Origin of the sequence: Marinobacter sp. DSM 26671 (genome assembly GCF_900112835.1) — a bacterium.
Classification (GTDB): domain Bacteria; phylum Pseudomonadota; class Gammaproteobacteria; order Pseudomonadales; family Oleiphilaceae; genus Marinobacter; species Marinobacter flavimaris.
This window is the reverse complement of the sequence record NZ_FONF01000003.1, coordinates 99,744-120,681: the sequence shown is the minus strand read 5'-3', so window position 1 is coordinate 120,681 and position 20,938 is coordinate 99,744. Positions and strand designations below refer to the sequence as shown.

The following is a 20,938-nucleotide window of genomic DNA, read 5'->3' as shown; positions in this document are numbered from 1 at the left end:
ACTATAAAGTCAATAGTCAGTGCTTATGAAGCAGGCAGGTGTCAGGTCAGGCGAAGAAATCCCCGGTCGGCCGGGGATTGAGAATAGGATCGGATCGGTCGGCCAGGCTCAGTGGGTCTCGCGGCCGATGGCGCGGTGGCCGATGTCCTTGCGATAAAACACGCCATCCCACCGGATCCGGGAGGCCAGCTCATACGCACGCTTCTGTGCTTCGGTGACGGTATTGCCCAGAGCCGTGGCGCAGAGCACCCGACCGCCGTTGGTAACCACCTGGTCTCCGTTGAGACGGGTGCCGGCGTGAAACACTTTCTCGCCTTCGGTCTCGGTGTCCGGCAGGCCGGAAATGGCGTCGCCCTTGTTATAGCTGCCCGGGTAACCCCCGGCTGCCAGCACGATACCGACGGAGGCGCGGTCATCCCATTCGGAATCGCACTGGTCGAGCTTGCCGTCGATGGCCGCGTCGCAGAGTTCCACAAGGTCCGACTTCATCCGCAGCATGATCGGCTGGGTTTCCGGGTCGCCAAAACGGCAGTTGAACTCGATCACCTTGGGGGTGCCGCTGTTGTCAATCATCAGGCCGGCGTAGAGGAACCCCTTATAGGGATGGCCCTCGGCCGCCATGCCGCGCACGGTCGGATAGATCACTTCATCCATGATGCGCTGATGAACATCCGCGGTCACCACCGGGGCCGGCGAGTAGGCGCCCATGCCACCGGTATTGAGACCGGTGTCGCCGTCGCCCACGCGTTTGTGATCCTGGGAGGTGGCCATGGCCAGAACGTGCTCGCCATCCACCATCACGATAAAGCTGGCTTCTTCGCCTTCCAGAAACTCTTCGATGACGACACGGCTACCGGCATCACCAAACGCGTTCCCGGCCAGCATGTCGCGGATGGCATCTTCGGCTTCTTCCAGGGTCATCGCAACGATCACGCCTTTACCGGCAGCCAGGCCGTCGGCTTTGACGACGATTGGAGCGCCTTGCTGGCGAACATAGGCCAGGGCTTCGTCCACATCAGTGAAGTTGCCGTAGCCGGCTGTCGGGATTTTGTGGCGTGCCAGAAAATCCTTGGTGAAAGCCTTGGAGCCCTCAAGCTGGGCAGCGCCGGCGCTCGGGCCGAAAACCCTCAGGCCACGCTGCTCAAATTTGTCGACGATGCCTGCGACCAGCGGCGCTTCCGGGCCGACGATGGTAAGTCCAACGTGGTTGGTGGCAGCGAAGTTGGCGAGACCGTCCAGGTCCATCACGTCGATGTCGACATTTTCCAGGCCGGTTTCCCGTGCCGTGCCGGCGTTGCCGGGCGCCACGAAAACACGGTCTGCCTTGGGGGATTGCGCGGCTTTCCAGGCCAGGGCGTGTTCGCGGCCGCCGGAGCCAATAACGAGAATATTCATGGTGATAACCCCTCAGTGCCGGAAGTGGCGCATGCCGGTGAAGACCATCGCGATGCCGTGTTCGTTGGCCGCATCAATCACTTCCTGATCGCGCATGGAGCCACCAGGCTGGATGACAGCGGTGATACCAGCCGCCGCAGCAGCGTCAATGCCGTCGCGGAACGGGAAGAAGGCATCGGACGCCATGACCGACCCTTTCACTTCCAGGCCCTCGTCGGCGGCCTTGATACCGGCAATCTTCGCGCTGTAAACACGGCTCATCTGGCCAGCGCCGACGCCGATGGTGCGACCCGCCTTGGCATAGACAATGGCGTTGGATTTGACGTATTTAGCCACTTCCCAGGCAAACAACAGGTCGTTGAGTTCCTGCTCGGAGGGCTGGCGCTCAGTGACCACCTTGACGTCCTCCATGGCCACCATGCCCAGGTCCCGGTCCTGAACGAGCAGACCACCGGTTACACGCTTGTAATCCATGGAACGGGCACGGTCGCCGTCAAACTCGCCGCACGCAAGCAGACGCACGTTCTTCTTTGCGGCTACCAGTTCCACTGCTTCCGGAGCAACGGTCGGCGCGATGATCACTTCCACAAACTGGCGATCAATGATGGCTTTGGCAGTTTCCGCATCCAGCTCACGGTTGAAGGCGATGATGCCACCAAAAGCCGATGTGGGGTCCGTGGCGAACGCCAGGTCGTAGGCCTGACGGATATCGGCGCCGATCGCCACACCACAGGGATTGGCATGTTTGACGATCACGCAGGCCGGATCCGCGAAAGGCTTCACGCATTCCAGGGCGGCATCGGTATCGGCCACGTTGTTGTAGCTGAGCTCCTTGCCCTGAAGCTGTTTGGCCGTGGCCACGCAGGCTTCCTTGGGGTTGCGCTCGGCGTAGAATGCGGCGCGCTGATGCGGGTTTTCGCCATAACGCATGTCCTGGACCTTCACGTACTGGGCGTTGAAGGTGCGGGGGAAATCAGCGTTGTCGTTATCCGGCGTGCGGCCGCCCAGATAGTTGGCGATGGCGCCATCGTAGCCAGCGGTGTGCTCAAACGCTTTTACGGCCAGATCGAACCGGGTGCTGTAGGTCAGTTGGCCATCGTTGGCCTCCAGTTCCTTGAGGACCCGGCTGTAATCACTGGCGTTGACCACGATGGCGACGTCGTTGTGGTTCTTGGCAGCAGCGCGAACCATGGTCGGACCGCCGATATCAATGTTCTCGATAGCGGTCGCCAGATCACAGTCCGGCTTTGCAACGGTCTCCTCGAAGGGGTAGAGATTGACCACAACCATATCGATAGGGCTAATGCCATGCTCGGACATCACCGCATCGTCAGTGCCCCGGCGCCCGAGAATCCCGCCATGAATCTTCGGGTGCAGGGTTTTTACACGGCCATCCATCATCTCGGGAAAGCCGGTGTAGTCGGAGACTTCGGTTACCGGGATGCTGTTTTCTTTCAGGAGCCGGTAAGTGCCACCGGTGGAGAGCAGCTCAACGCCGCGTTCGGTCAGGGCACGGCCGAAATCGACGATGCCGGTTTTATCACTCACGCTGATCAAAGCGCGACGGACGGAGGTGTTAGCCTGGTTTGCCATGGGTCACTTTCTTCGCTGGAGATGAACGAATAAGGGCCTCGCGAATGGTGTCCGGGAGGCCCTCTTCAAATCAGGGTGTCTGGATTATAGCAGACCGTACTGCTTCAGCTTTTTGCGCAGGGTCCCGCGGTTCAGGCCCAGCATGGTGGAGGCCTTGGTCTGGTTGTTGCGGGTGTATTTCATCACCTGTTCAAGCAGCGGGGCTTCCACTTCGGAAAGCACCAGCTGGTAGACCTCGGTCACCGGAGCGCCGTCCAGTTGGGCGAAGTAGTTTTTCAGGGCGACCTCAACGCTGTCGCGCAGGGTGACGGTGTTGCCGCTGCTGTTCACCGTCTGCAACTGATGGATATCATCGTTGGCCGGGGTGCTCAGGTTGTCGTTTGCCAAAGTCTCAGCGCTCATGCTGCGAATACCTCTCCATTTCGTAAGCCTGCAAAATACCGTTGAATCGTGTCTCTCTGCTCCAGCGCATCGTCGATCGCGTTGAAGCGTTTGCGGAACTGTTTACCCGGATCGTGGGACTGCAGGTACCAGCCCACGTGTTTTCTGGCAATACGCACGCCCATGGTCTCACCATAGAAAGCATGCAACGCCTGGAGATGCTCGGTCAGAATTTCCTCGACCTCATCAAGCTCCGGTGCGGCCATGTGGCTACCGGTTTCCAGGAAATGCCGGATTTCCCGGAAAATCCAGGGGCTGCCCTGGGCAGCGCGGCCAATCAGCAGGCCGTCGGCGCCGGTATGGCGAAGGACGTCCCGGGCTTTCTCAGGCGATGTAACATCCCCGTTGGCAAACACCGGAATGCTGATGCGGGATTTCACATCGGCGATGGTGTCGTACTCGGCATTGCCCTCGTATTTGTCCGCACGGGTCCGACCGTGAATGGCCACTGCCTGAATGCCGGCATCCTCCGCCATTCGGGCAATAACCAGTGCATTGCGGTTTTCCCGGTCCCATCCGGTTCGCATCTTGAGGGTGACTGGGACATCAACCGCCTGAACCACCGACTCCAGAATGTCGCGAACCAGGGCTTCATCTTTCATCAGGGCGGAACCGGCGGCCTTGTTACAGACCTTCTTGGCCGGGCAGCCCATATTAATGTCGATGATCTGGGCGCCGAATTCCGCATTCTGACGGGCGGCATCGGCCAGCATTTGCGGATCGCCGCCGGCAATCTGCACCGAGCGGGGCTCAGGCTCGCCTTCATGGTTCAGGCGGGTCTGTGATTTGCGCGTATGCCAGAGTTTGCTGTCCGCTATGACCATCTCCGACACCGCCAGACCCGCGCCCAACCTCCGGCACAAAAGACGGAAAGGGCGGTCTGTCACGCCAGCCATGGGCGCAACAATCAAGGGGTTGGGCAAAGTGTACGGCCCGATTTTTGCCGTTGGCAGCATGATCTGAGTCCGTGTCACAGCGGGTTAAGCAAAGGTCGGGCTGAGCGGTTGTTCAATAAGTAACCGATCCAGCATCCGAAGGGCGGTAATGATACCGCCGGGTGGACAATGATTGAAGGGGCTGGGCGGTGAAAAAACTGATTATTTTTCGCCCTTTCTGGTTGACTTTTGTTCTGTACGATGACCGTCGGGAATGGCTGTCGAGTGAATACTTGCTTACGGCATCAGGGTGCGTGGGGGCGGAAGAGGATGTTGTAATTCACCGCGTCACGGCCCGGATCCCGAATGTTGATGGCAATGCGAACGGGAGTATCCGTGGGCATGGCGTCCAGCTCCCGACCTTCGCCGGCCAGGTACTCCTCAGGCGTGAACAGACTCTGTGCCACCACATCGCCATTCAGGTTGGAAAAGGTGAGGGCAATGGCGGGAAAGGGTTGCTCGAAGTCGGCCCGGTTAATGATCACGGCATCGACCACCAGTTGCGAGCGATTATCCGGATCGGTCCGCACCACCAGTTTCCGGCTCTGGATGGCTTCCACATTGATCAGCGGTTTGAGTTCGCAGCCGGCCAGTTCACAGCCTTTCTCATAGAAGGGGCGCAGCTCGGGGATGGCCGACAGTCGATCGAACTGGAACCAGGTTACCTGGGCGATCAGAACACCGATCAGACCCAGTACAATCACGCTCCACACGATCGTGCGGACGCCACTTCCACCGGAATCGACAGCAACCGGCTCCCGGCGTAGATCCCGGAAGGGCGGGTCGGCATGGAACGCGTCGGCCGGTCGCTCCGGCTCATCAAAATCGAAACCGGATTCGTCCACAAAGTCATCGAACGGATCAGAATCTTTGGCCGGCCCGGTCGCCGCGGAGGAGGGTGTTCCGGTCTGCTCAAACACCGGTTCTTCCTCCAGGCTCAGCTCAGGGCGAGGTGCTGGCCTCGGCTCCGGTTCGGGAGAGGTGTCTTCAGGTTCCGGTTCGGGGGCAGGCTCGGGGCGCTGGGGGGCAGAAGGTTTTCGGGATGCTGGCTCGTCATCCTGAAGAATGGCTTCGGCCCAGCTCTCATCGACTTGCTCATCGGGGCCGTCGGTGTCAGCGTCTTTGTAATCTGTTTCGTCGCGCTCATCAAAGCTGCGGAAACTATCGCTTAACTCGTCATCGGAGAAGGTCAGCTTGGTGCCGGCGTAAGGCCCTTCCGCCGCATCTTCTTCCGGGTTATCGGCGAAGACAAAATCCTCCTCGCTGACGCCGGAGCCGGAGGTAGAGCCGGCAGGCGATGATGCACCTGCGGGTTGTGCCGGGGTGGCGGGGGTTCGTGGTTTCTCGCCACCGCCTGGGATAACCTGGTGCTCAATGGCATTGAACACCTTCATGCAGTTCCCGCAGCGCACTTTGCCCTTGGCAATGCCAAGCTGTTCTTCGGTTACCCGGAAGCGGGTCTGGCAATTCGGGCACTGTGTCTGCAGGCTGCTCTGGGTCATGCTTCTTCCTGAAAGCGACTAGGCTACGAGTTTCGGAGTTTAGTCGTTAAGACCGGTTTCGTCATCTGTCGTGGCGCCGTCCTGTGAGGCGTATCCACTCTTCCCGCTGCTCGGGCTCGTCCATGACGAACCATGGCTCATAGGCGGCCATTACTTCCCGGGCCTGGTTAGACAGGATGCCGGACAGCACCAGATCGCCGCCGGGCCTGGTCCGCGAGGCAAGATGGGGAGCAAGGCCGATCAGGGGCTGGGCCAGGATGTTGGCAAGCATGATGTCGGCTTTGGTCTCGGGCTCGTTGTCTGGCAGGAACAGGTCCAGCTTGCTGTCTTCGACACCGTTGCGGCGGGCGTTTTCCCGGCTGGCTTCGAGGGCCTGCGGGTCGGTATCGACACCAATCACATGGTCTGCGCCAAGGAGCAGGGCCGCAAGGCCGAGAATGCCGGAGCCACAGCCGTAATCGATCACCTGCTTGCCATGGGGATCCTGGCCATCAAGCCATTCGAGGCAGAGGGCCGTGGTTGGATGGGTGCCGGTACCGAAGGCCAGACCGGGGTCCAGCATCAGATTCGCCGCATCCGGGTCAGGTGCGTCATGCCAGCTCGGGACGATCCAGAGCCGCTCGCCGAATTTCAGGGGCTGGAAATCGTCCATCCAGGCCCGTTCCCAATCCTTGTCCTCAACCAGAGTGACGTCGATTTCCGGAAGGGCCTGCTGGGTTTGCTGGTGCCAGGCATCCCGGATATCGGCGCAGAGCTGCTCGATATCCCGGCCGGAATCGAACAGCCCGGTCACCGTTGTCTGGCTCCATAAAGGGGTGGTGCCGGGGTCCGGCTCATAGAGGGGCTGGTCGGCGGCATCTTCCATGGAGACGGCGTCAGAGCCCATCTCCATGAGCAGATCCTCCAGCTGATCCGCGTTGTCCGGATCAGCCGGGATCTGGAGTTGTATCCAGGGCATGATTAATCCCGCATCAGTTTCTCAAGGTAGTGGATGGTGAAGTCTACCTGTTTAAAGCCACCATCGCGTACCAGTTTCCGATGCAGTGGTTGATTGGTCTTGATGCCCTCGACCACCAGTTCGTCCAGCGCGTTCTTCATCCGGCGCCGGGCAATGTCCCTGTCGTCGCCCCAGGTGATCAGTTTGGCCACCAGGGAATCGTAGTAGGGGGGAACCGTGTAACCGCTGTACAGGTGAGAATCCACCCGCACACCATTACCGCCCGGGGCATGGAAGTGTTTAACCTTGCCGGGGCTGGGGATAAAGGTTTTCGGATCCTCGGCGTTGATCCGGCACTCCATGGCGTGGCCGGAAATCCGGATGTCGTCCTGGGTGTATTGCAGCGGAAGGCCGCTGGCAATGCGGAGCTGTTCGCGGACGATATCAACACCGGTGACCATCTCGGAGACCGGATGTTCTACCTGGACACGGGTGTTCATTTCGATGAAATAGAACTCGCCGTCCTGATACAGGAACTCGAACGTACCGGCGCCCACATAACCGATTTCCTTACAGGCATCGGTACAGGCTTTCAGGGTGCGTTCCCGGGATTCCGGATTGATGTTCGGAGCCGGTGCTTCCTCTATTACCTTCTGGTTCCGGCGCTGCATGGAGCAGTCGCGATCGCCCAGGTGAATGCAGTTGCCATGCATGTCGGCAAGTACCTGCACTTCCACGTGACGCGGGGCTTCCAGGAACTTCTCGAGGTAAACCGTCGGGTCGCCGAAGGCATTTTTGGCCTCGCTCTGGGTGATCTGGACACCCTTGAGCAGGGCCGCTTCAGAATGGACCACCTGCATCCCGCGGCCGCCGCCACCGGAAGCCGCCTTGATCATGACGGGGTAGCCAATTTCCTTGGCAATCCTCAGGGTCCGCTCTTCATCGTCGTCCAGCGGGCCATCGGAGCCCGGCACGGTCGGAACGCCGGCCTTGATCATGGCGTTGATGGCGGACACCTTGTTGCCCATCAGCCGGATAGTCTCGGCCTTGGGGCCGATGAAGCGGAACCCGCTCTTTTCCACCTGTTCGGCAAAATCGGCGTTCTCGGCAAGGAAGCCGTAGCCGGGGTGAATACCCACGGAATCGGTTACCTCGGCGGCGCTGATGATGGTAGGGATGTTCAGGTAGCTGTCGGTCGCGCTGTTCGGGCCAATACAGACAGACTCGTCGGCAAGCCGTACGTGCATCAGGTCGCGATCGACCTGGGAATGCACTGCCACTGTCTTGATGCCCAGCTCCTTGCAGGCGCGCAGAATCCGGAGGGCAATTTCACCCCGGTTTGCGATCAGAACTTTTTCTAACATGGCCATGAGTAGCTATCACCGCGTTCAGGAAATGACGACCAGGGGCTGGTCAAACTCAACCGGCTGGCCATTCTCGACCAGGATGTCCTGGATGGTGCCGCTCTTGTCGGCCTCAATCTGGTTCATCATCTTCATGGCTTCCACGATGCAGATGACATCACCCACATTGACGGTCTGGCCAACTTCCACAAACGCCTTGGCGGTGGGCGAGGGTGAGCGATAGAAAGTGCCTACCATGGGAGACTTCACGCTGTGTCCGGCCGGGGCCGCTGGCGCAGAGGACTCTTCCGAAGCCGGAGCGGACGCTGCCGGCGCCGGAGCTGGCTGCTGGGCAGGCGCTGGCGCAGGGTAGTGGCTCACGTACTGGGTGCCGGCAGCCGGTTCACGCCGGCGGGAGATGCGTACCGAATCGTCGGCCTCGTGAATCTCCAGCTCCTCGACGTCAGATTCCTCGAGCAGCTCAATCAGTTTCTTGATTTTACGAATATCCATAGTCAGTCCAGTCCCGTTTTGTCAGGTCTATCGGTGAATGCGTTTCAGGGCTGCCTGGAGTGCGAGGTCGTACCCCTGGCTACCCAGCCCACAGATAACGCCTTCGGCGATATCCGAGAAATAGGAGTGATGCCGGAACGGTTCCCGGGCATGCACGTTCGAAAGATGCACTTCTATAAATGGAATTCCCGAGGCCAGCATGGCGTCGCGCAGGGCAACGCTGGTATGGGTGAAGGCGGCGGGGTTGATGATGATGAAGTCCACGCCTTCCGCCCGGGCCTCGTGAACCCGCTCAATCAGTTCGTATTCGGCATTTGATTGCAGGTGCAGCAGATGATGCCCATGCTCTGCTGCCAGTGAGCGCAACCGGTCGTCGATGTCTGCCAGTGTCTCGTAACCATAGACCTCCGGCTCGCGGGTACCGAGCATGTTGAGGTTGGGTCCGTGGAGCACGAGAATTGTCGACATGGTTCTGTCTGCCTTGATGTCTTTTTACAGGATCGCCGATTTTAACGGCATGTTCCCCCAATGGTGCGTGCTTGTTTTGTTCAGATCAACACTTTTTGACAATCGTTCCTGTTGTCCATTGGTCGTAAAAAGCCGGCAAATGAATCGAAACGGGATCTTTCCGCTGATGACAATCATTGTCGTGAACGGCGGAACGAACTTCCATACGACGTTGGTTTCATAAAAGGTAGCAGCCGGGCAGTGACTGAGCCATGCCCGACCGAAAATTGTCTGAAAAGTCTGGGGGGAGGGATTCGGGCCGCGGCACGGCCCGGATTCAGGAATCTGCCAGGGTTACGCAGTTGCGGCCAAGCTCCTTGGAGCTGTACAGCGCACGGTCGGCCCGCTCGCACAGTGCCTGGGAAGTGTCGTCGTCCCAGGCTGCGATGCCACAACTGAAGGTGACATTGAATTCCCGGTCGCCGGCCGGTTGCTGCAACTCGGAGAATCGCTCCCGGATTTCATTGAGAACGTTCCGGGCATCGCTCGGACGGGTGTTGGGCAGGATGATGGCAAATTCCTCACCACCGTAGCGTCCGATGTGGTCGGTCTTGCGCAGGCGTTGTTTGAGGAACATCGACAGGCTGCGCAGTACCCGGTCGCCGATCGGGTGGCCAAAGGTATCGTTCACCTTCTTGAAATAGTCGATGTCGATCATCGCAAAGCACAGCGGCTGTTGTTTCTGGCGCGCCCGCACGATCTCCTGGTCCAGCAGGTGGAGGGTGTGGGTGTGGTTGAACAGGCCCGTCAGGCTGTCGCGAATCATCAGGGCCAGCAACGAGCGGGCGCGTCGCCCGCGATTGTGGATCGTGGCAATCAGGTGTTTCGGGTCGATCGGTTTGGTCAGGAAGTCGTCGCCGCCCAGGCTCATGGCATGGAGCTGTTTCGTCACGTCTTCCTCGGCCGAGAGGTAAATGATGGGCACGCTGTGAAAACGGTCCTGCTGGCGGATCACCCGGGCGATTTCCATGCCCGTACAGCCCGGCATATACATGTCCAGGATGATGATCTCCGGCGAGAACTCCTCCAGGGCGTGGATGATCTGCATCGGGTCGGTGATGATGTGGGCGGTCATACCCGCTTTCTTCAAAACCGTTTCCATATATTTCGCCTGGGCCCGGGAATCATCCAGAACCAGGACCTTGTAGGGCTCCACGGTGTTGCCGTGGGTGTAGGTCTCGATCTTTTCGATCAGTTGCCCCGGATCGACAGCAGGGTAGAAGAACTCTTCCCCGCCGCAGCGGGAAGCCTGCAGACGGGTCTCGATAGAACCGTCCTCGTCACTCATGAAAATAATCGGAATCGGCGTATCGTGTCGTTCCTGCAGGCGTTCGATGGTGGTAATGCCGGCATTGGGCGAGCCGCCAAAATTGACGTCTACCAGGATGGTTTCCGGCTTGTGCAGTGCGCAGGCTTCGGTCAGTTCATCGGCATTGGCAAAAGCGGATGCCCGGAAGCCGAAGAATTCCAGCTGCCGGATCAGGCGGGCTGCCATTTCCTGGTTGGCCAGGGCAATGTAAACCGGGGTTCGACGAAATTGGTGGGGCGCTTCAGAACTGTTGAGGTCGGTCCTGCGCAGAGTGCTCTGGGACAAGGTCTCGATGGCATCCTGCAGTTGTCGCTCGAGGCTCTCGTTCAGGGCAGATCCGGGTTCCCACTGGTTGATCAGCGCCAGCGTGGTCTGACCGGCCCGGGCGTGGCTGTCCATTTCAAACCGCTGGGCGTAGCGCACCAGTTTGTCCGTAGCCGCGGCGAACTCGTTGCGGTGGGCCGAAGCCTTGTCCCGGTCCTCGTGAATTTTCTGCCAGGTATCCAGAACAACCCGGGCCTGGGTTGTCACACGGCGTGCGAAATGCTGCCTGAGTTTTTCTTTCTGGCTTTCGTCGTTCATGTTGCTCGGGCCTGTCTCTTTTTCATTATTGGTCGTCCTTTCCCGGTGTGGACGATTTTTCAACCTTAGTCCTTTTGCAGAGTCTATAGTGTTTAATGTTGTCGGCGTAGGTTGCGCTATGTAAATGTTTGTCAACTCTGCGGTGCAGGTCACAAACACCTGGCCGGCTGGCTCACAGCCAATGCGGAGAAGCTCCCCATGGCACGGAAGCACATCCCCCTGAAGCAGACGCAACAGGGTGCGGTCACATTGCGAACCCTGCTTCTGGTGTTGACCGGAAGTCTGCTGGTTACCCTGTTGGTTGCGGTGTTTATCACCAGCTACGGTTATTTCCGGGACTATGTCTCGGATCAGCTGGCAGGTCATGCCCGTGACGGGGCCACGGCCATCGGGTTGTCCCTGTCCAATGCCATCGACGGCCGCGATCCGGTCGCCTCCGCCTCCCTCATTGATGCGGTGTTTGATAGTGGCCGCTACCTGTCAGTCAGCTATCTGAATCATCAGGGCGAGCAGGTTGCCGGTCGGGCCATGACGCTCAATAAAGTGGCTGTCCCCGCCTGGTTCCGCGACCTCGCAGATCTTCCGCTGCCAGTTGCCGAGGCAGAAGTCGTCCGTGGCTGGAGCCGTCTGGGAACCGTGCAGGTAATCAGCCATCCCGGTCGCGCCTATGAGGACCTCTGGCGAATCACCGTCGGGTTGACTGCCAGTACTGCCGTCATCGGGGGGATTGGACTGTTTGCGGTTTTCCTTCTGCTTCGTCGTACCCTGCGCCCGCTTCATGCACTGGAGGATCAGGCAAAGGCCCTCGGGCAGCGGGATTTCAGGAGGCGGGTCTCTATCAAGTCGACCCGCGAGATCAATCAGGTGACCGACGCCATGAACCGGATGGCGGATGACCTCGGCCAGCTCTTCGAAGGCCAGGCGAAACTCATTCAGCACCTGCGCCGGGTAAACAACGAGGATTCGGTCACCGGGCTGGCCAGCCGGAGTGCCTTCGACCAGCGCCTGAAGGTGGAGGTGGAGTCCGAGGAAAAGGCGGCACCCGGAATTCTCATGCTGATTCAACTGGCCGACTTTTCGGGATATAACCAGGCCTATGGCCGGAGCGAGGCCGACCGGTTGCTGCTGAGGGTAGCAACCTGGATTGGCGAATTCGTCATGCAGCATGCCGGGTCGTTTGCCGGGCGCCGAACGGGCGCCGAATTTGCCATTTTTCTGCCCGGTGCGATGCCGGCTGATGCCGGTGTCTGGTGTCGTCAGTTGGTCACGGACCTCGATGGGGTCTATGCAGATCTTGCTTCGCCGATGGACACCTCTGTTCATGCCGGGCTGGCGAGAACCCTTGAGGGGCGTGGTGCCCGGGATCTGATGGCGGCCGCGGACGAAGCATTGCGCGCTGCCCAGAGCAGGGCCGAGAGTGGCTGCCATCTGGCTGACCCTGAGAAAGACGGCCATCACAACCTCGAAACCTGGCGGGTGATTATCAGTCAGGCGATCCGCCGGCAGGCCCTGTCGCTGTGGCTCCAGCCTATGGTGAACGAGGGCCGGCTCATGCCGGTCTATCATCAGGTGTTTTCCCGGATCGATTCCGCCGAAGGGGCCTTGAAGGCAGGCACTTTTGTACCAATGGCTGAGCGTTTCGGGCTGATCTCGGAACTTGATCGTCTGCTGGTCCAGCGGGTGCTCGATTGCCTGAAACAGAGCCCGGATCAGCCGCTGGCGGTCTCGCTTGGTAATGCCTCCGTGGCCAGCGAGGCATTTCGCACGGATTTGCTGGACCAGCTGCGGCAGGCTGGTTCGCCGGCAAGGAATCTCTGGATCGGTATTTCAGAACAGGCAATCCATCACCACCGGACCGCGGTGGGCCTACTGGTCCGGGCGTTGGGGCGACTCGGTGTTCCGGTACTGGTCGACCGCTTCGGGGTGGGAGGCGTACCGTTCAGTTACCTGAGAAATCTGAGGTTTCAGGCCCTGCGTATCGACAACAGCTTCATCCACAATATCGACACCCATGAAGATAACCGCTTCTACCTTGAGTCTGTGGTGGCCATCGCTCACAGTCGTGGCGTGAAAGTCTTCGCCACAGGAGTGGAAACTGCCGCGGAATACTCGGTACTCTGTAAACTGGGTATCGACGGGGCCATGGGTTACCATCTGGGCAGGCCGTTTGCCGCTGACAATCAACAGACAGGGGATTAAAAGTCATATGCCAGGCAAAATCAGACAGTACTTCAAGGACAAGAAAGACGATGTTCAGGATTATGCCGGCGGCAGCGGCGTAATTGGCAAACTGATTCTGGCGTTGGTTGTGGTCTACCTACTGGTGGCGCTGGTGCTCGGCATGATCTGGAGCAGCGAGCCGGACACCTTCTCGGTGCGCGAGCACACGAGGTCGGTGGCCAACACGATGGAAAGGGAGCCCATTACCGGCTTTGCCACCACGGTCACCATGATTCGTATCGCAGAAACCCTGTTAGACAAGCCTGGTGGCTATATTTCCAACGACATTTTCCCGCCTGGACTCTGGCTGGATAACATGCCGAACTGGGAGTACGGCGTTCTGGTTCAGCTTCGGGATCTTTCGCGCGCCATGCGCAAAGACATCAGCCGCTCGCAAAGTCAGTCCGCGGAAGATCGGGATCTGACGATCGCCGAGCCCCAGTTCCATTTCGACAGCGAGAGCTGGGCAATCCCGTCTACCGAGGCCGAGTACCGTCGGGGTATTACCGCTCTGAAGCGTTACCTTGACCGGCTGTCGAGCCCGGAACAGGCCGACGCCCAGTTTTTCGCCCGAGCGGATAACCTGAGCAACTGGTTGGCGGACCTGGAGACTCGCCTGGGAAGTCTGTCCCGTACACTTGGTGAGAGTGTCGGCAAGGCATCGGTATCAGACTCGGTGATCACCATGAACTCCGGTGATCCTCTTGCTGAGGAAGCGACCGGAGAAGACGTGAAGACACCCTGGACCAAAATTGATGACGTTTTCTATGAGGCCCGCGGCAGCTCCTGGGCGCTTCTGCACATCTTCCGGGCAATTGAAGTGGATTTCCGGAAAGTGCTGCAGGACAAGAACGCCATGGCCAGCGTACGGCAGGTGATCATCGAGCTTGAGGGCGCTCAGGGCGAAATGTGGAGCCCGGTGATTCTCAATGGCAGCGGCTTTGGCGTACTGGCCAACCACTCGCTGACCATGGCCGCCTACCTTTCCCGCGCCAACTCGGCGATCAGTGACATGCGGGACCTGCTGTCCCGGGGCTGATGACAGGAGAGTTCGATCCAGAAACAAAAAAACCGGGCGCTAAGCCCGGTTTTTTTATGCCATCAAACCAAGAAGAGTCCGGCTTAGCCTTTGTAGGCGTTAACGGAATCCACGATGGCTTTCCTGGCGGCGTCGGCGTTGTCCCAGCCTTGCACTTTTACCCACTTGCCGGGCTCGAGCGTCTTGTAGTTCTCGAAGAAATGCTTGATCTGGTCGCGCAGCAGCTCGGGCAGATCGTCAATTTCCTTCACGTCATGGTAAGTGGTGGTCAGCTTGTCATGGGGAACTGCAACCAGCTTGGCGTCGCCACCGGCTTCGTCTTCCATGTTCAGCACACCCACGGGGCGGCAGCGAATCACGGAACCGGCCTGGATCGGGTAGGGGGTTACAACCAGTACGTCCAGGGGGTCACCGTCGTCGGCCAGGGTGTGCGGGATGAAACCGTAGTTGGCCGGGTAGAACATGGGGGTCGCCATGAAGCGGTCTACCAGCAGGGCGCCCATGTCTTTGTCCAGTTCGTACTTCACCGGGGAGCTGTTGGCCGGGATTTCGATAGCAACGTAGATGTCTTCAGGCGGGTTCTTGCCTGCGGGGATGTTGTCGAATTGCATGTGCGATCCTTCCTGGTACGTTAAAGGTACGTTTAACTGCGGTTAAAAAGTGGGCGCAATTATACGGGAGTATCCTGCAGTTCGAAACTAAACCTTGGTCGTTGAGTTGGGTGCACGCGGCTATCTGGCGGGGCTTTCCGAAAAACGCCCGTGAATACGTCCCTGTAGGGCTCGGTCGCGCCATCCCTGGCGCTCCACGTTTTCGGAAAGCCCCGCCAGATACCCGCCCGAACCTTTGAGGAAAACCGTTGAAGTAAACCCGAAACAAAGAACGCAATATTCAACACGAGGATTGCAAAGTGTTCGAACGGGGCGTGTCAGTGGCTGTTCCAAAACTGTAGAGGGCCATGGATGGCCCGAAACAAGCGCACATGGATGTGCTCGTAGCGTGTTTTGGAACAGCCACTGACATGCCCCGCCACCAAAACCCAGCAAGCTGGGTCAGGACAAGAGGGCGAACGCGGAACCCACAGCTCAGAGCTTGATCTGCTTGGCAATGAGTTCCTTCATGATCTCGGTGGTGCCGCCGCCGATGGAGAGAATCTTGGCATCCCGATAGAGGCGCTCGACGACGGTTTCCCGCATATACCCCATGCCACCGAACAGCTGCACCGCTTCCCGGGTGACCTTTTCGCAGACATCCACCGAGAAGTTCTTGGCCATCGCCACTTCCTTGATGGGGTTTTTGCCCGCCTGCATCAGGGCGGCGCAGCGGTAGGTGTATTCCCGGGCTACGTCGATCTGGGTCGCCATATCCACAAGCTTGTGGCGGGTCACCTGGAAGCCCGTGATATTGCGGCCGAACGCCGTGCGTTGTTGGGTGTATTCCAGCGCCGCTTCGTAGGCCAGTTGGGCGGTCATGTAGGCCATGATGGCCAAGCTGAGACGCTCGAACAGGAAATTGCTCATGATGGCGATGAAGCCGGCGTTTTCGGCGCCGATCAGGCGGTCGGCCGGCACGCGGCAGTCCTCGAAAAACAGCTCGGCGGTATCGCTGGCCCACCAGCCCATTTTTCGCAGTTTCTTGCCGGTGGAGAATCCGGGCATGTCCCGGTCGATCAACAACAGGCTGATACCGCCGTGGCCTTCTCCACCGGTGCGTACAGCAACCGTATAGTGGTCGGCGCGGATGCCGCTGGTGATGAAGGTTTTGCTGCCGTTTACAATGTAATGGTCGCCATCGCGGACGGCCCGGGTTTTGAGGTTGGCGACATCGGAACCTCCGCCGGGTTCGGTCACTGCCAGGGCGGCAATTTTTTCGCCCCGCAGCACCGGCGGCACGATCTGTTCACGGATGTCCTTTTTTGCCCATCTGGCGACTGGCGGCAGCCCGATATCCAGAGACCCCAGGCCAGCGATGAGACCGCCTGATGTGGAGCGCATAAGCTCTTCAGAAACGGCTACTTTCAGGAAAATGTCGCCCTCTCCGATGCCCCCCAATGCTTCCGGAAAGCCAATGCCCAACAAACCTGCATCCCCGGCTTTTTTGTAGAGATCCCGGGGAAATTCACCCGCTTCTTCCCAGTCGTCGATGTGCGGCAACACGTGGGTTTCGATGAACTTGCGGGCGGTCGCGCGGACCTGCTGATGGGTTTCGTTGAAGTATTCGGACACGGTCTGGCTCTCCCTGATCGGAATCAATGGGAAGCAGTGTCGCCTAAATATTATTACCAAGCAAGCGCTTGGTTGTTCGTTCATTCAGGCAATAAAAAAGCTGGCCCGAAAGGCCAGCTTCGACATCGAGGAGCGACAGAAGTCGGTCAGGCGCCTTCGCTGGAGATGCTTTTCACGCCGTCCTTTGTTCCCAGCAGCAGGAGATCAGCGCGGCGGCGGGCGAACAGGCCATTGGTGACCACGCCGACGATGTTGTTAAGCTTTTCTTCGACTCGGATCGGTTGGGAAATGTCCATGTTGTGGACGTCGATGATAATGTTGCCGTTGTCGGTCACTACCCCTTCCCGATAGACCGGATCACCGCCCAGTTTCACGATTTCCCGGCCAACATGGCTCCGGGCCATGGGAATGACTTCGACCGGAAGCGGGAATTTGCCCAATACGCCGACCATCTTGGAGTCATCGGCAATGCAGATGAAGGTCTTGGCAACCGCGGCCACGATTTTTTCCCGGGTCAGCGCGGCACCGCCGCCTTTGATCAGTTCCAGGCGGTCGTTGGTTTCGTCAGCGCCGTCCACATAGAACTCCAGTTCTCCGGCACTGTTAAGGTCGTAAACCGGGATGCCGTGGCTTTTCAGACGCTCGGCGGTGGCCTCCGAGCTGGCAACGGCGCCGTCAAACTCGGTCTTGAGTTCCGCGAGCATGTCGATGAAGAAATTGGCCGTGCTACCAGTGCCCACACCGATCACGCTCTCGCTATCAAGACGAGGAGCAATGTAATCAATGGCGGCTTTGGCGACGTCTTTTTTCAGTTCGTCCTGGTTCATCATTGGCTCCGGCTGCAAATCAGGTTGGCTTTGCCGGCATTATAGCGCTTAAGAGCCCTCTGCTTATAGACGGCTGCCGTGCAAACTTTCTACACTGTGGGTTTTTCTCAGCCAGTCATCACTCACACATCGACCAAAAGCCGGAACTGCTATGCCGCAACGCTACATCAAGAAGATTCTCGATGCGCGCGTCTATGACGTGGCCATCGAAACACCCCTGACTGAAGCCCGCAGTCTGTCCAAGCGCTTTGGCAACAATATTCTGCTCAAGCGTGAAGACCTTCAGCCGGTGTTTTCCTTCAAGATTCGTGGTGCCTATAACCGGATTGCGCAGCTTTCCGAGGAGCAGAAGGCCAAGGGTGTCATTTGTGCGTCGGCCGGAAATCATGCCCAGGGTGTGGCGCTGGCTGCCAAGAATCTCGGGATCAAGGCGGTAATTGTGATGCCGCAGACCACGCCGGAGATCAAGGTGCGTTCGGTACGGGATCACGGTGCCAAGGTGGTTCTCAAGGGCGATGCCTTCGACGAGGCGGCGGCCCACGCTCAGGAGTTGATCGCAAAGCACGGCTACACCTACATTCCGCCGTACGATGATCCCGATGTGATCGCCGGCCAGGGCACGGTGGCCATGGAAATCATGTGGCAGTTCAGCAAGCCGATCCACGCCATCTTCATCTGTGTTGGTGGCGGCGGGCTGATTGCCGGCATGGCCGCTTACATCAAGTATCTGCGCCCCGAGATCAAGGTGATTGGTGTCGAACCGGAGGACTCCAACTGCCTCCAGGCCGCCATGAAAGCGGGCAAACGCGTGGTGCTCGATGAAGTGGGCATCTTTGCTGATGGTGTGGCAGTCAAGCAGATTGGTAAGTACCCCTGGGAGATCTGCAAGGACCACGTGGACGAGGTGATCACCGTATCCACCGACGAAATCTGCGCGGCCATCAAGGATGTGTTCGAGGATACCCGCTCCATTGCCGAGCCGGCCGGTGCCCTGGGTGTGGCCGGCATCAAGAAATACATCGAGCGCGAGAAAGTCGAGGGCGAGAACCTGATTGCCACCCTGAGCGGTGCCAACATGAACTTCGACCGTCTGCGCTACATCTCCGAACGCACGGAAGTGGGCGAGAAACGCGAGGCCATCCTGGCGGTGACCATTCCGGAGAAACCGGGCGCGTTCAAGACCTTCATCAACGCCCTGCACAAGCGCAGCATCACCGAGTTCAATTACCGCTACGCCGATGCTACCAATGCCACGATTTTCGTTGGCATCCAGATTGCCGCGGGTGGTCACGGCCGCGAGGATCTGGTTCAGGATCTTCGGGAGAGCGGATACTCGGTGGTCGATTTAACCGACAGCGATCTGGCCAAGCAGCACATCCGTCACATGGTGGGCGGCCACGCGCCGACCATCACCAACGAAAAGGTGTTCCAGTTCGAGTTCCCGGAGCGTCCGGGGGCGTTGCTGAAGTTCCTGATGTCTCTTGGTACCCGCTGGAATATCTCCATGTTCCACTACCGCAACCACGGTGCAGCCTACAGCCGTGTTCTGCTGGGCGCCCAGGTGGACGACGATGAAGTGCAGGATTTCGAGAAAATGCTGGATAAGGTTGGCTTCCGCTATGACAACATGACGGACAACGAGGCCTATCAGCTGTTTCTTGGGCAGGGCAACGCGCGTTCAAGTTAACTCTGGGTAGGGCAGGGTCTGGCAGGGCTTTCCAAAACTGTGCGGAGCCATGGATGGCGGAGCCAAGCGTACAGGGATGTATCCACAGCGTGTTTTGGAAAGCCCTGCCAGACCCTGGCCGGTCCCCGAATGCAAAGCTTACTGAATTTTAATCTGTGAAAAATTGTAAAAGTACAGATAGGTGTTAGTCTTTCTTCTGATTCTTGAAGTCAAGAATAGCTATCTGATTTCCCGACACTTTTAAAACCGCATTTTGAGGAACTGAAGCCATGGGCGGCAAGCCTGACATCATCAAAGCCATTGTGCTGATTTTTGCCATCGGCCTTGTGATTACTGGTTTCACATCCATCCACGCCTCCGAAGATAAAGACGCACGAGCGGCCAATCTGGTTGGCTCCGTTCAAGTCATGAATCAGCCGCTGAACCGGTAACGTCGCTTATCGGTCACTACGCTGTGAAGGGGCACGTCCCAGGGCTCTATTGGCAGCTTCTTAACTTTCTGGAAATCGTGGGCCAGGCCAATCAGCTTCGGCGCCAGCCTTGGCCGTATCCGGCTGAAGGCAAACGTTCTGTCGTAAAAGCCTCCTCCCATCCCCAGTCTTCCGCCCTGTTCGTCAAACCCCACTAACGGAAACAGTACTGCATCCAGTGCCCAGGCCGGGCGCCGCAGGCCTTTGCTGAACCCTGGCTCGGGAATGCCAAACCGGTTGGCGGTGAGTTCCACGCCATCGTAGTAGGGGCTGAACACCAGCCTGCCTTCATGAATCGGATGGAGTACCGGCAGGTAGAAGCGGATGCCCTTGCGCCGGGCGATGTCCAGGTATACGTGGGGGTCAATTTCGCCGTCGTTGGGCAGATAAATGGCAATGTGCCGGGCCCGGTGCAGGTCTGGATTCTTCAGCAGATTGAGGGCCAGGTGCTCGGCGGCCTGTTGCTGTTTTTCAGCGCTCAGGTCGCGACGATTCTGCCGCAGGCGTTTGCGAAGTTCACTGCGCGACAGGGTATCAGGGTGGGACTGGAACGGTTGAGGCTCGATAAACTGGCTCAAAATAAAGCTTCCCGGGCTGCCGTTATCGGATGTGGCCCTTGAACCCAAAGTTCAAGGTCGGTGGCCGCTGTGACATATTAGGCTTTCCCCTGTCGGGGACGTGCTCACAATGCCCTGAAGTAGCCACCTGGGTAGTGCGCATCGGCTCGAGGACGTATCCGACTATCCCGAACAGCCCAGGAAGTTGTTCTCATTATACGGGCAGTGTCGGGGCCGATTGCAACACCTGTCTGAGATTCTCCGGGGATTTAACGACCGGAGCCATCACCCAGCGCTCCGTCCAGTTTGTTGTCCATGGCTCGCAGCAAGGTGCTGGTGGCATCGGACATGGTGTCGCGCTCGAGCAGTTCGTGGGTTATGTTGAGAGCGGCCATTACAGCAATGCGCTCGGTACCAAAAACCTTGCCGCCGGCGCGGATTTCCCGCATTTTGCTGTCCAGATGCCGGGCGGCACGCAGCAGTGCCTCCTGTTCTTCCTCGGGGCAGGCGACCAGGTATTCCTTGTCGAGGATTTTCACCTCAACCGTGGTGGATTGCTGTGCCATCAGTGATGCTCCAGGGCCCTAAGGCGGCTGATCATGGCTTCGATCTTGTGCTTCGCGTGATCGTTCTTCTGCACCAGCTGGGCCCGTTCCCGGTTCCAGTCGTCCTGCAGTTCCCGCAATGTGGCGTTGTCCCGCTCAAGTTTCTGACAGCGTTCAATCAGCCTGTCCAGCTTGTCCGCTAATGCCTGTACTTCGGACTGTTCCATGACGTGCCCAGCAGTGGTTTTATGATATTAAGCTCAACTATAAGTGTGGACGCTAAGTCGGTCAATTTACAGGCTTGTCATTGC

The 20,938-nt window shown here is 58.7% G+C and carries 20 protein-coding genes and 1 other RNA gene; 4 read left to right on the top strand and 17 right to left on the bottom strand.

Annotation, left to right across the window (positions count from 1 at the left end):
• Positions 1–108 precede the first annotated feature (108 nt).
• From purD to BM035_RS04440, 10 genes are all read right to left on the bottom strand, one after another.
• A complete protein-coding gene (gene purD / locus BM035_RS04485; RefSeq protein WP_008170931.1) occupies positions 109–1,395 on the bottom strand; it encodes a phosphoribosylamine--glycine ligase in 1,287 nt (428 codons plus the stop codon).
• 12 nt (positions 1,396–1,407) lie between these two features.
• Entirely contained in the window at positions 1,408–2,988 is a 1,581-nt protein-coding gene (purH, locus tag BM035_RS04480; protein WP_008170932.1) for a bifunctional phosphoribosylaminoimidazolecarboxamide formyltransferase/IMP cyclohydrolase, read from the bottom strand.
• 84 nt (positions 2,989–3,072) lie between these two features.
• Positions 3,073–3,390 carry a DNA-binding transcriptional regulator Fis gene (gene fis, locus BM035_RS04475; protein ID WP_008170934.1) on the bottom strand — a complete coding sequence of 106 codons (318 nt, stop codon included), beginning with the start codon at positions 3,388–3,390 and terminating at the stop codon, positions 3,073–3,075.
• Positions 3,387–4,385 (bottom strand): tRNA dihydrouridine synthase DusB, encoded by a 999-nt coding sequence (dusB, locus tag BM035_RS04470; protein ID WP_008170935.1) that lies wholly within the window; start codon positions 4,383–4,385, stop codon positions 3,387–3,389. Before dusB ends, fis begins: the two co-directional genes overlap by 4 nt.
• Before the next feature lie 224 nt (positions 4,386–4,609).
• Complete coding sequence (locus BM035_RS04465; protein WP_092030463.1) at positions 4,610–5,866, bottom strand: DUF3426 domain-containing protein; 1,257 nt, start codon at positions 5,864–5,866, stop codon at positions 4,610–4,612.
• Between the two features lie 61 nt (positions 5,867–5,927).
• Positions 5,928–6,824 (bottom strand): 50S ribosomal protein L11 methyltransferase, encoded by an 897-nt coding sequence (gene prmA / locus BM035_RS04460; RefSeq protein WP_008170937.1) that lies wholly within the window; start codon positions 6,822–6,824, stop codon positions 5,928–5,930.
• 2 nt (positions 6,825–6,826) lie between these two features.
• A complete protein-coding gene (accC, locus tag BM035_RS04455; protein ID WP_014578428.1) occupies positions 6,827–8,173 on the bottom strand; it encodes an acetyl-CoA carboxylase biotin carboxylase subunit in 1,347 nt (448 codons plus the stop codon).
• Between the two features lie 18 nt (positions 8,174–8,191).
• Entirely contained in the window at positions 8,192–8,659 is a 468-nt protein-coding gene (accB, locus tag BM035_RS04450; RefSeq protein ID WP_008170940.1) for an acetyl-CoA carboxylase biotin carboxyl carrier protein, read from the bottom strand.
• Between the two features lie 27 nt (positions 8,660–8,686).
• Positions 8,687–9,127, bottom strand: coding sequence for a type II 3-dehydroquinate dehydratase (gene aroQ / locus BM035_RS04445; protein ID WP_008170941.1), 441 nt, complete (start codon positions 9,125–9,127; stop codon positions 8,687–8,689).
• 316 nt (positions 9,128–9,443) lie between these two features.
• Positions 9,444–11,057 (bottom strand): diguanylate cyclase, encoded by a 1,614-nt coding sequence (locus BM035_RS04440; RefSeq protein WP_008170942.1) that lies wholly within the window; start codon positions 11,055–11,057, stop codon positions 9,444–9,446.
• A gap of 198 nt (positions 11,058–11,255) precedes the next feature.
• Between BM035_RS04440 and BM035_RS04435 the strand changes: the two genes are divergently transcribed.
• On the top strand, positions 11,256–13,256 hold the full coding sequence (locus tag BM035_RS04435) for a bifunctional diguanylate cyclase/phosphodiesterase (protein WP_092030461.1): 2,001 nt from the start codon (positions 11,256–11,258) through the stop codon (positions 13,254–13,256).
• Positions 13,257–13,263: 7 nt separating this feature from the next.
• Positions 13,264–14,316, top strand: a complete 1,053-nt coding sequence (locus tag BM035_RS04430; protein ID WP_014578424.1) for a DUF2333 family protein — start codon at positions 13,264–13,266, stop codon at positions 14,314–14,316.
• An 83-nt stretch (positions 14,317–14,399) separates the two neighbouring features.
• Here the strand turns inward: BM035_RS04430 and ppa are convergent, their stop codons facing one another.
• The 3 genes from ppa to rpiA form a co-directional block, all read right to left on the bottom strand.
• Positions 14,400–14,927: an inorganic diphosphatase gene (ppa, locus tag BM035_RS04425; RefSeq protein ID WP_008170949.1), complete on the bottom strand. Its 528-nt coding sequence runs from the start codon at positions 14,925–14,927 to the stop codon at positions 14,400–14,402.
• A gap of 474 nt (positions 14,928–15,401) precedes the next feature.
• Positions 15,402–16,541: an acyl-CoA dehydrogenase family protein gene (locus BM035_RS04420; RefSeq protein WP_092030459.1), complete on the bottom strand. Its 1,140-nt coding sequence runs from the start codon at positions 16,539–16,541 to the stop codon at positions 15,402–15,404.
• A 146-nt stretch (positions 16,542–16,687) separates the two neighbouring features.
• Positions 16,688–17,368 (bottom strand): ribose-5-phosphate isomerase RpiA, encoded by a 681-nt coding sequence (rpiA, locus tag BM035_RS04415; protein ID WP_092030457.1) that lies wholly within the window; start codon positions 17,366–17,368, stop codon positions 16,688–16,690.
• Between the two features lie 151 nt (positions 17,369–17,519).
• Between rpiA and ilvA the strand changes: the two genes are divergently transcribed.
• A complete protein-coding gene (gene ilvA, locus BM035_RS04410; RefSeq protein ID WP_008170952.1) occupies positions 17,520–19,055 on the top strand; it encodes a threonine ammonia-lyase, biosynthetic in 1,536 nt (511 codons plus the stop codon).
• Positions 19,056–19,324: 269 nt separating this feature from the next.
• Entirely contained in the window at positions 19,325–19,486 is a 162-nt protein-coding gene (locus BM035_RS22590) for a hypothetical protein (RefSeq protein WP_008170953.1), read from the top strand.
• On the opposite strand, the gene BM035_RS04405 is transcribed toward BM035_RS22590, so the two are convergent.
• From BM035_RS04405 to BM035_RS04390, 4 genes are all read right to left on the bottom strand, one after another.
• Complete coding sequence (locus tag BM035_RS04405; RefSeq protein ID WP_008170954.1) at positions 19,468–20,103, bottom strand: 5-formyltetrahydrofolate cyclo-ligase; 636 nt, start codon at positions 20,101–20,103, stop codon at positions 19,468–19,470. The two genes, BM035_RS22590 and BM035_RS04405, sit on opposite strands and share 19 nt — an antisense overlap.
• Before the next feature lie 4 nt (positions 20,104–20,107).
• A non-coding RNA gene (ssrS, locus tag BM035_RS04400) (6S RNA) lies at positions 20,108–20,289 on the bottom strand.
• A gap of 62 nt (positions 20,290–20,351) precedes the next feature.
• Complete coding sequence (locus BM035_RS04395; protein WP_014578418.1) at positions 20,352–20,648, bottom strand: cell division protein ZapA; 297 nt, start codon at positions 20,646–20,648, stop codon at positions 20,352–20,354.
• Positions 20,648–20,854, bottom strand: coding sequence for a TIGR02449 family protein (locus tag BM035_RS04390; protein ID WP_008170964.1), 207 nt, complete (start codon positions 20,852–20,854; stop codon positions 20,648–20,650). Before BM035_RS04390 ends, BM035_RS04395 begins: the two co-directional genes overlap by 1 nt.
• Between the last annotated feature and the right edge of the window lie 84 nt (positions 20,855–20,938).

Bases quoted from the DNA above. Each gene is read 5' to 3' on its own strand.
- purD (WP_008170931.1), bottom strand. From the start codon at position 1,395: ATGAATATTCTCGTTATTGGCTCCGGCGGCCGCGAACACGCCCTGGCC.
- purH (WP_008170932.1), bottom strand. From the start codon at position 2,988: ATGGCAAACCAGGCTAACACCTCCGTCCGTCGCGCTTTGATCAGCGTG.
- fis (WP_008170934.1), bottom strand. From the start codon at position 3,390: ATGAGCGCTGAGACTTTGGCAAACGACAACCTGAGCACCCCGGCCAAC.
- dusB (WP_008170935.1), bottom strand. From the start codon at position 4,385: ATGCTGCCAACGGCAAAAATCGGGCCGTACACTTTGCCCAACCCCTTG.
- BM035_RS04465 (WP_092030463.1), bottom strand. From the start codon at position 5,866: ATGACCCAGAGCAGCCTGCAGACACAGTGCCCGAATTGCCAGACCCGC.
- prmA (WP_008170937.1), bottom strand. From the start codon at position 6,824: ATGCCCTGGATACAACTCCAGATCCCGGCTGATCCGGACAACGCGGAT.
- accC (WP_014578428.1), bottom strand. From the start codon at position 8,173: ATGGCCATGTTAGAAAAAGTTCTGATCGCAAACCGGGGTGAAATTGCC.
- accB (WP_008170940.1), bottom strand. From the start codon at position 8,659: ATGGATATTCGTAAAATCAAGAAACTGATTGAGCTGCTCGAGGAATCT.
- aroQ (WP_008170941.1), bottom strand. From the start codon at position 9,127: ATGTCGACAATTCTCGTGCTCCACGGACCCAACCTCAACATGCTCGGT.
- BM035_RS04440 (WP_008170942.1), bottom strand. From the start codon at position 11,057: ATGAACGACGAAAGCCAGAAAGAAAAACTCAGGCAGCATTTCGCACGC.
- BM035_RS04435 (WP_092030461.1), top strand. From the start codon at position 11,256: ATGGCACGGAAGCACATCCCCCTGAAGCAGACGCAACAGGGTGCGGTC.
- BM035_RS04430 (WP_014578424.1), top strand. From the start codon at position 13,264: ATGCCAGGCAAAATCAGACAGTACTTCAAGGACAAGAAAGACGATGTT.
- ppa (WP_008170949.1), bottom strand. From the start codon at position 14,927: ATGCAATTCGACAACATCCCCGCAGGCAAGAACCCGCCTGAAGACATC.
- rpiA (WP_092030457.1), bottom strand. From the start codon at position 17,368: ATGAACCAGGACGAACTGAAAAAAGACGTCGCCAAAGCCGCCATTGAT.
- ilvA (WP_008170952.1), top strand. From the start codon at position 17,520: ATGCCGCAACGCTACATCAAGAAGATTCTCGATGCGCGCGTCTATGAC.
- BM035_RS22590 (WP_008170953.1), top strand. From the start codon at position 19,325: ATGGGCGGCAAGCCTGACATCATCAAAGCCATTGTGCTGATTTTTGCC.
- BM035_RS04395 (WP_014578418.1), bottom strand. From the start codon at position 20,648: ATGGCACAGCAATCCACCACGGTTGAGGTGAAAATCCTCGACAAGGAA.
- BM035_RS04390 (WP_008170964.1), bottom strand. From the start codon at position 20,854: ATGGAACAGTCCGAAGTACAGGCATTAGCGGACAAGCTGGACAGGCTG.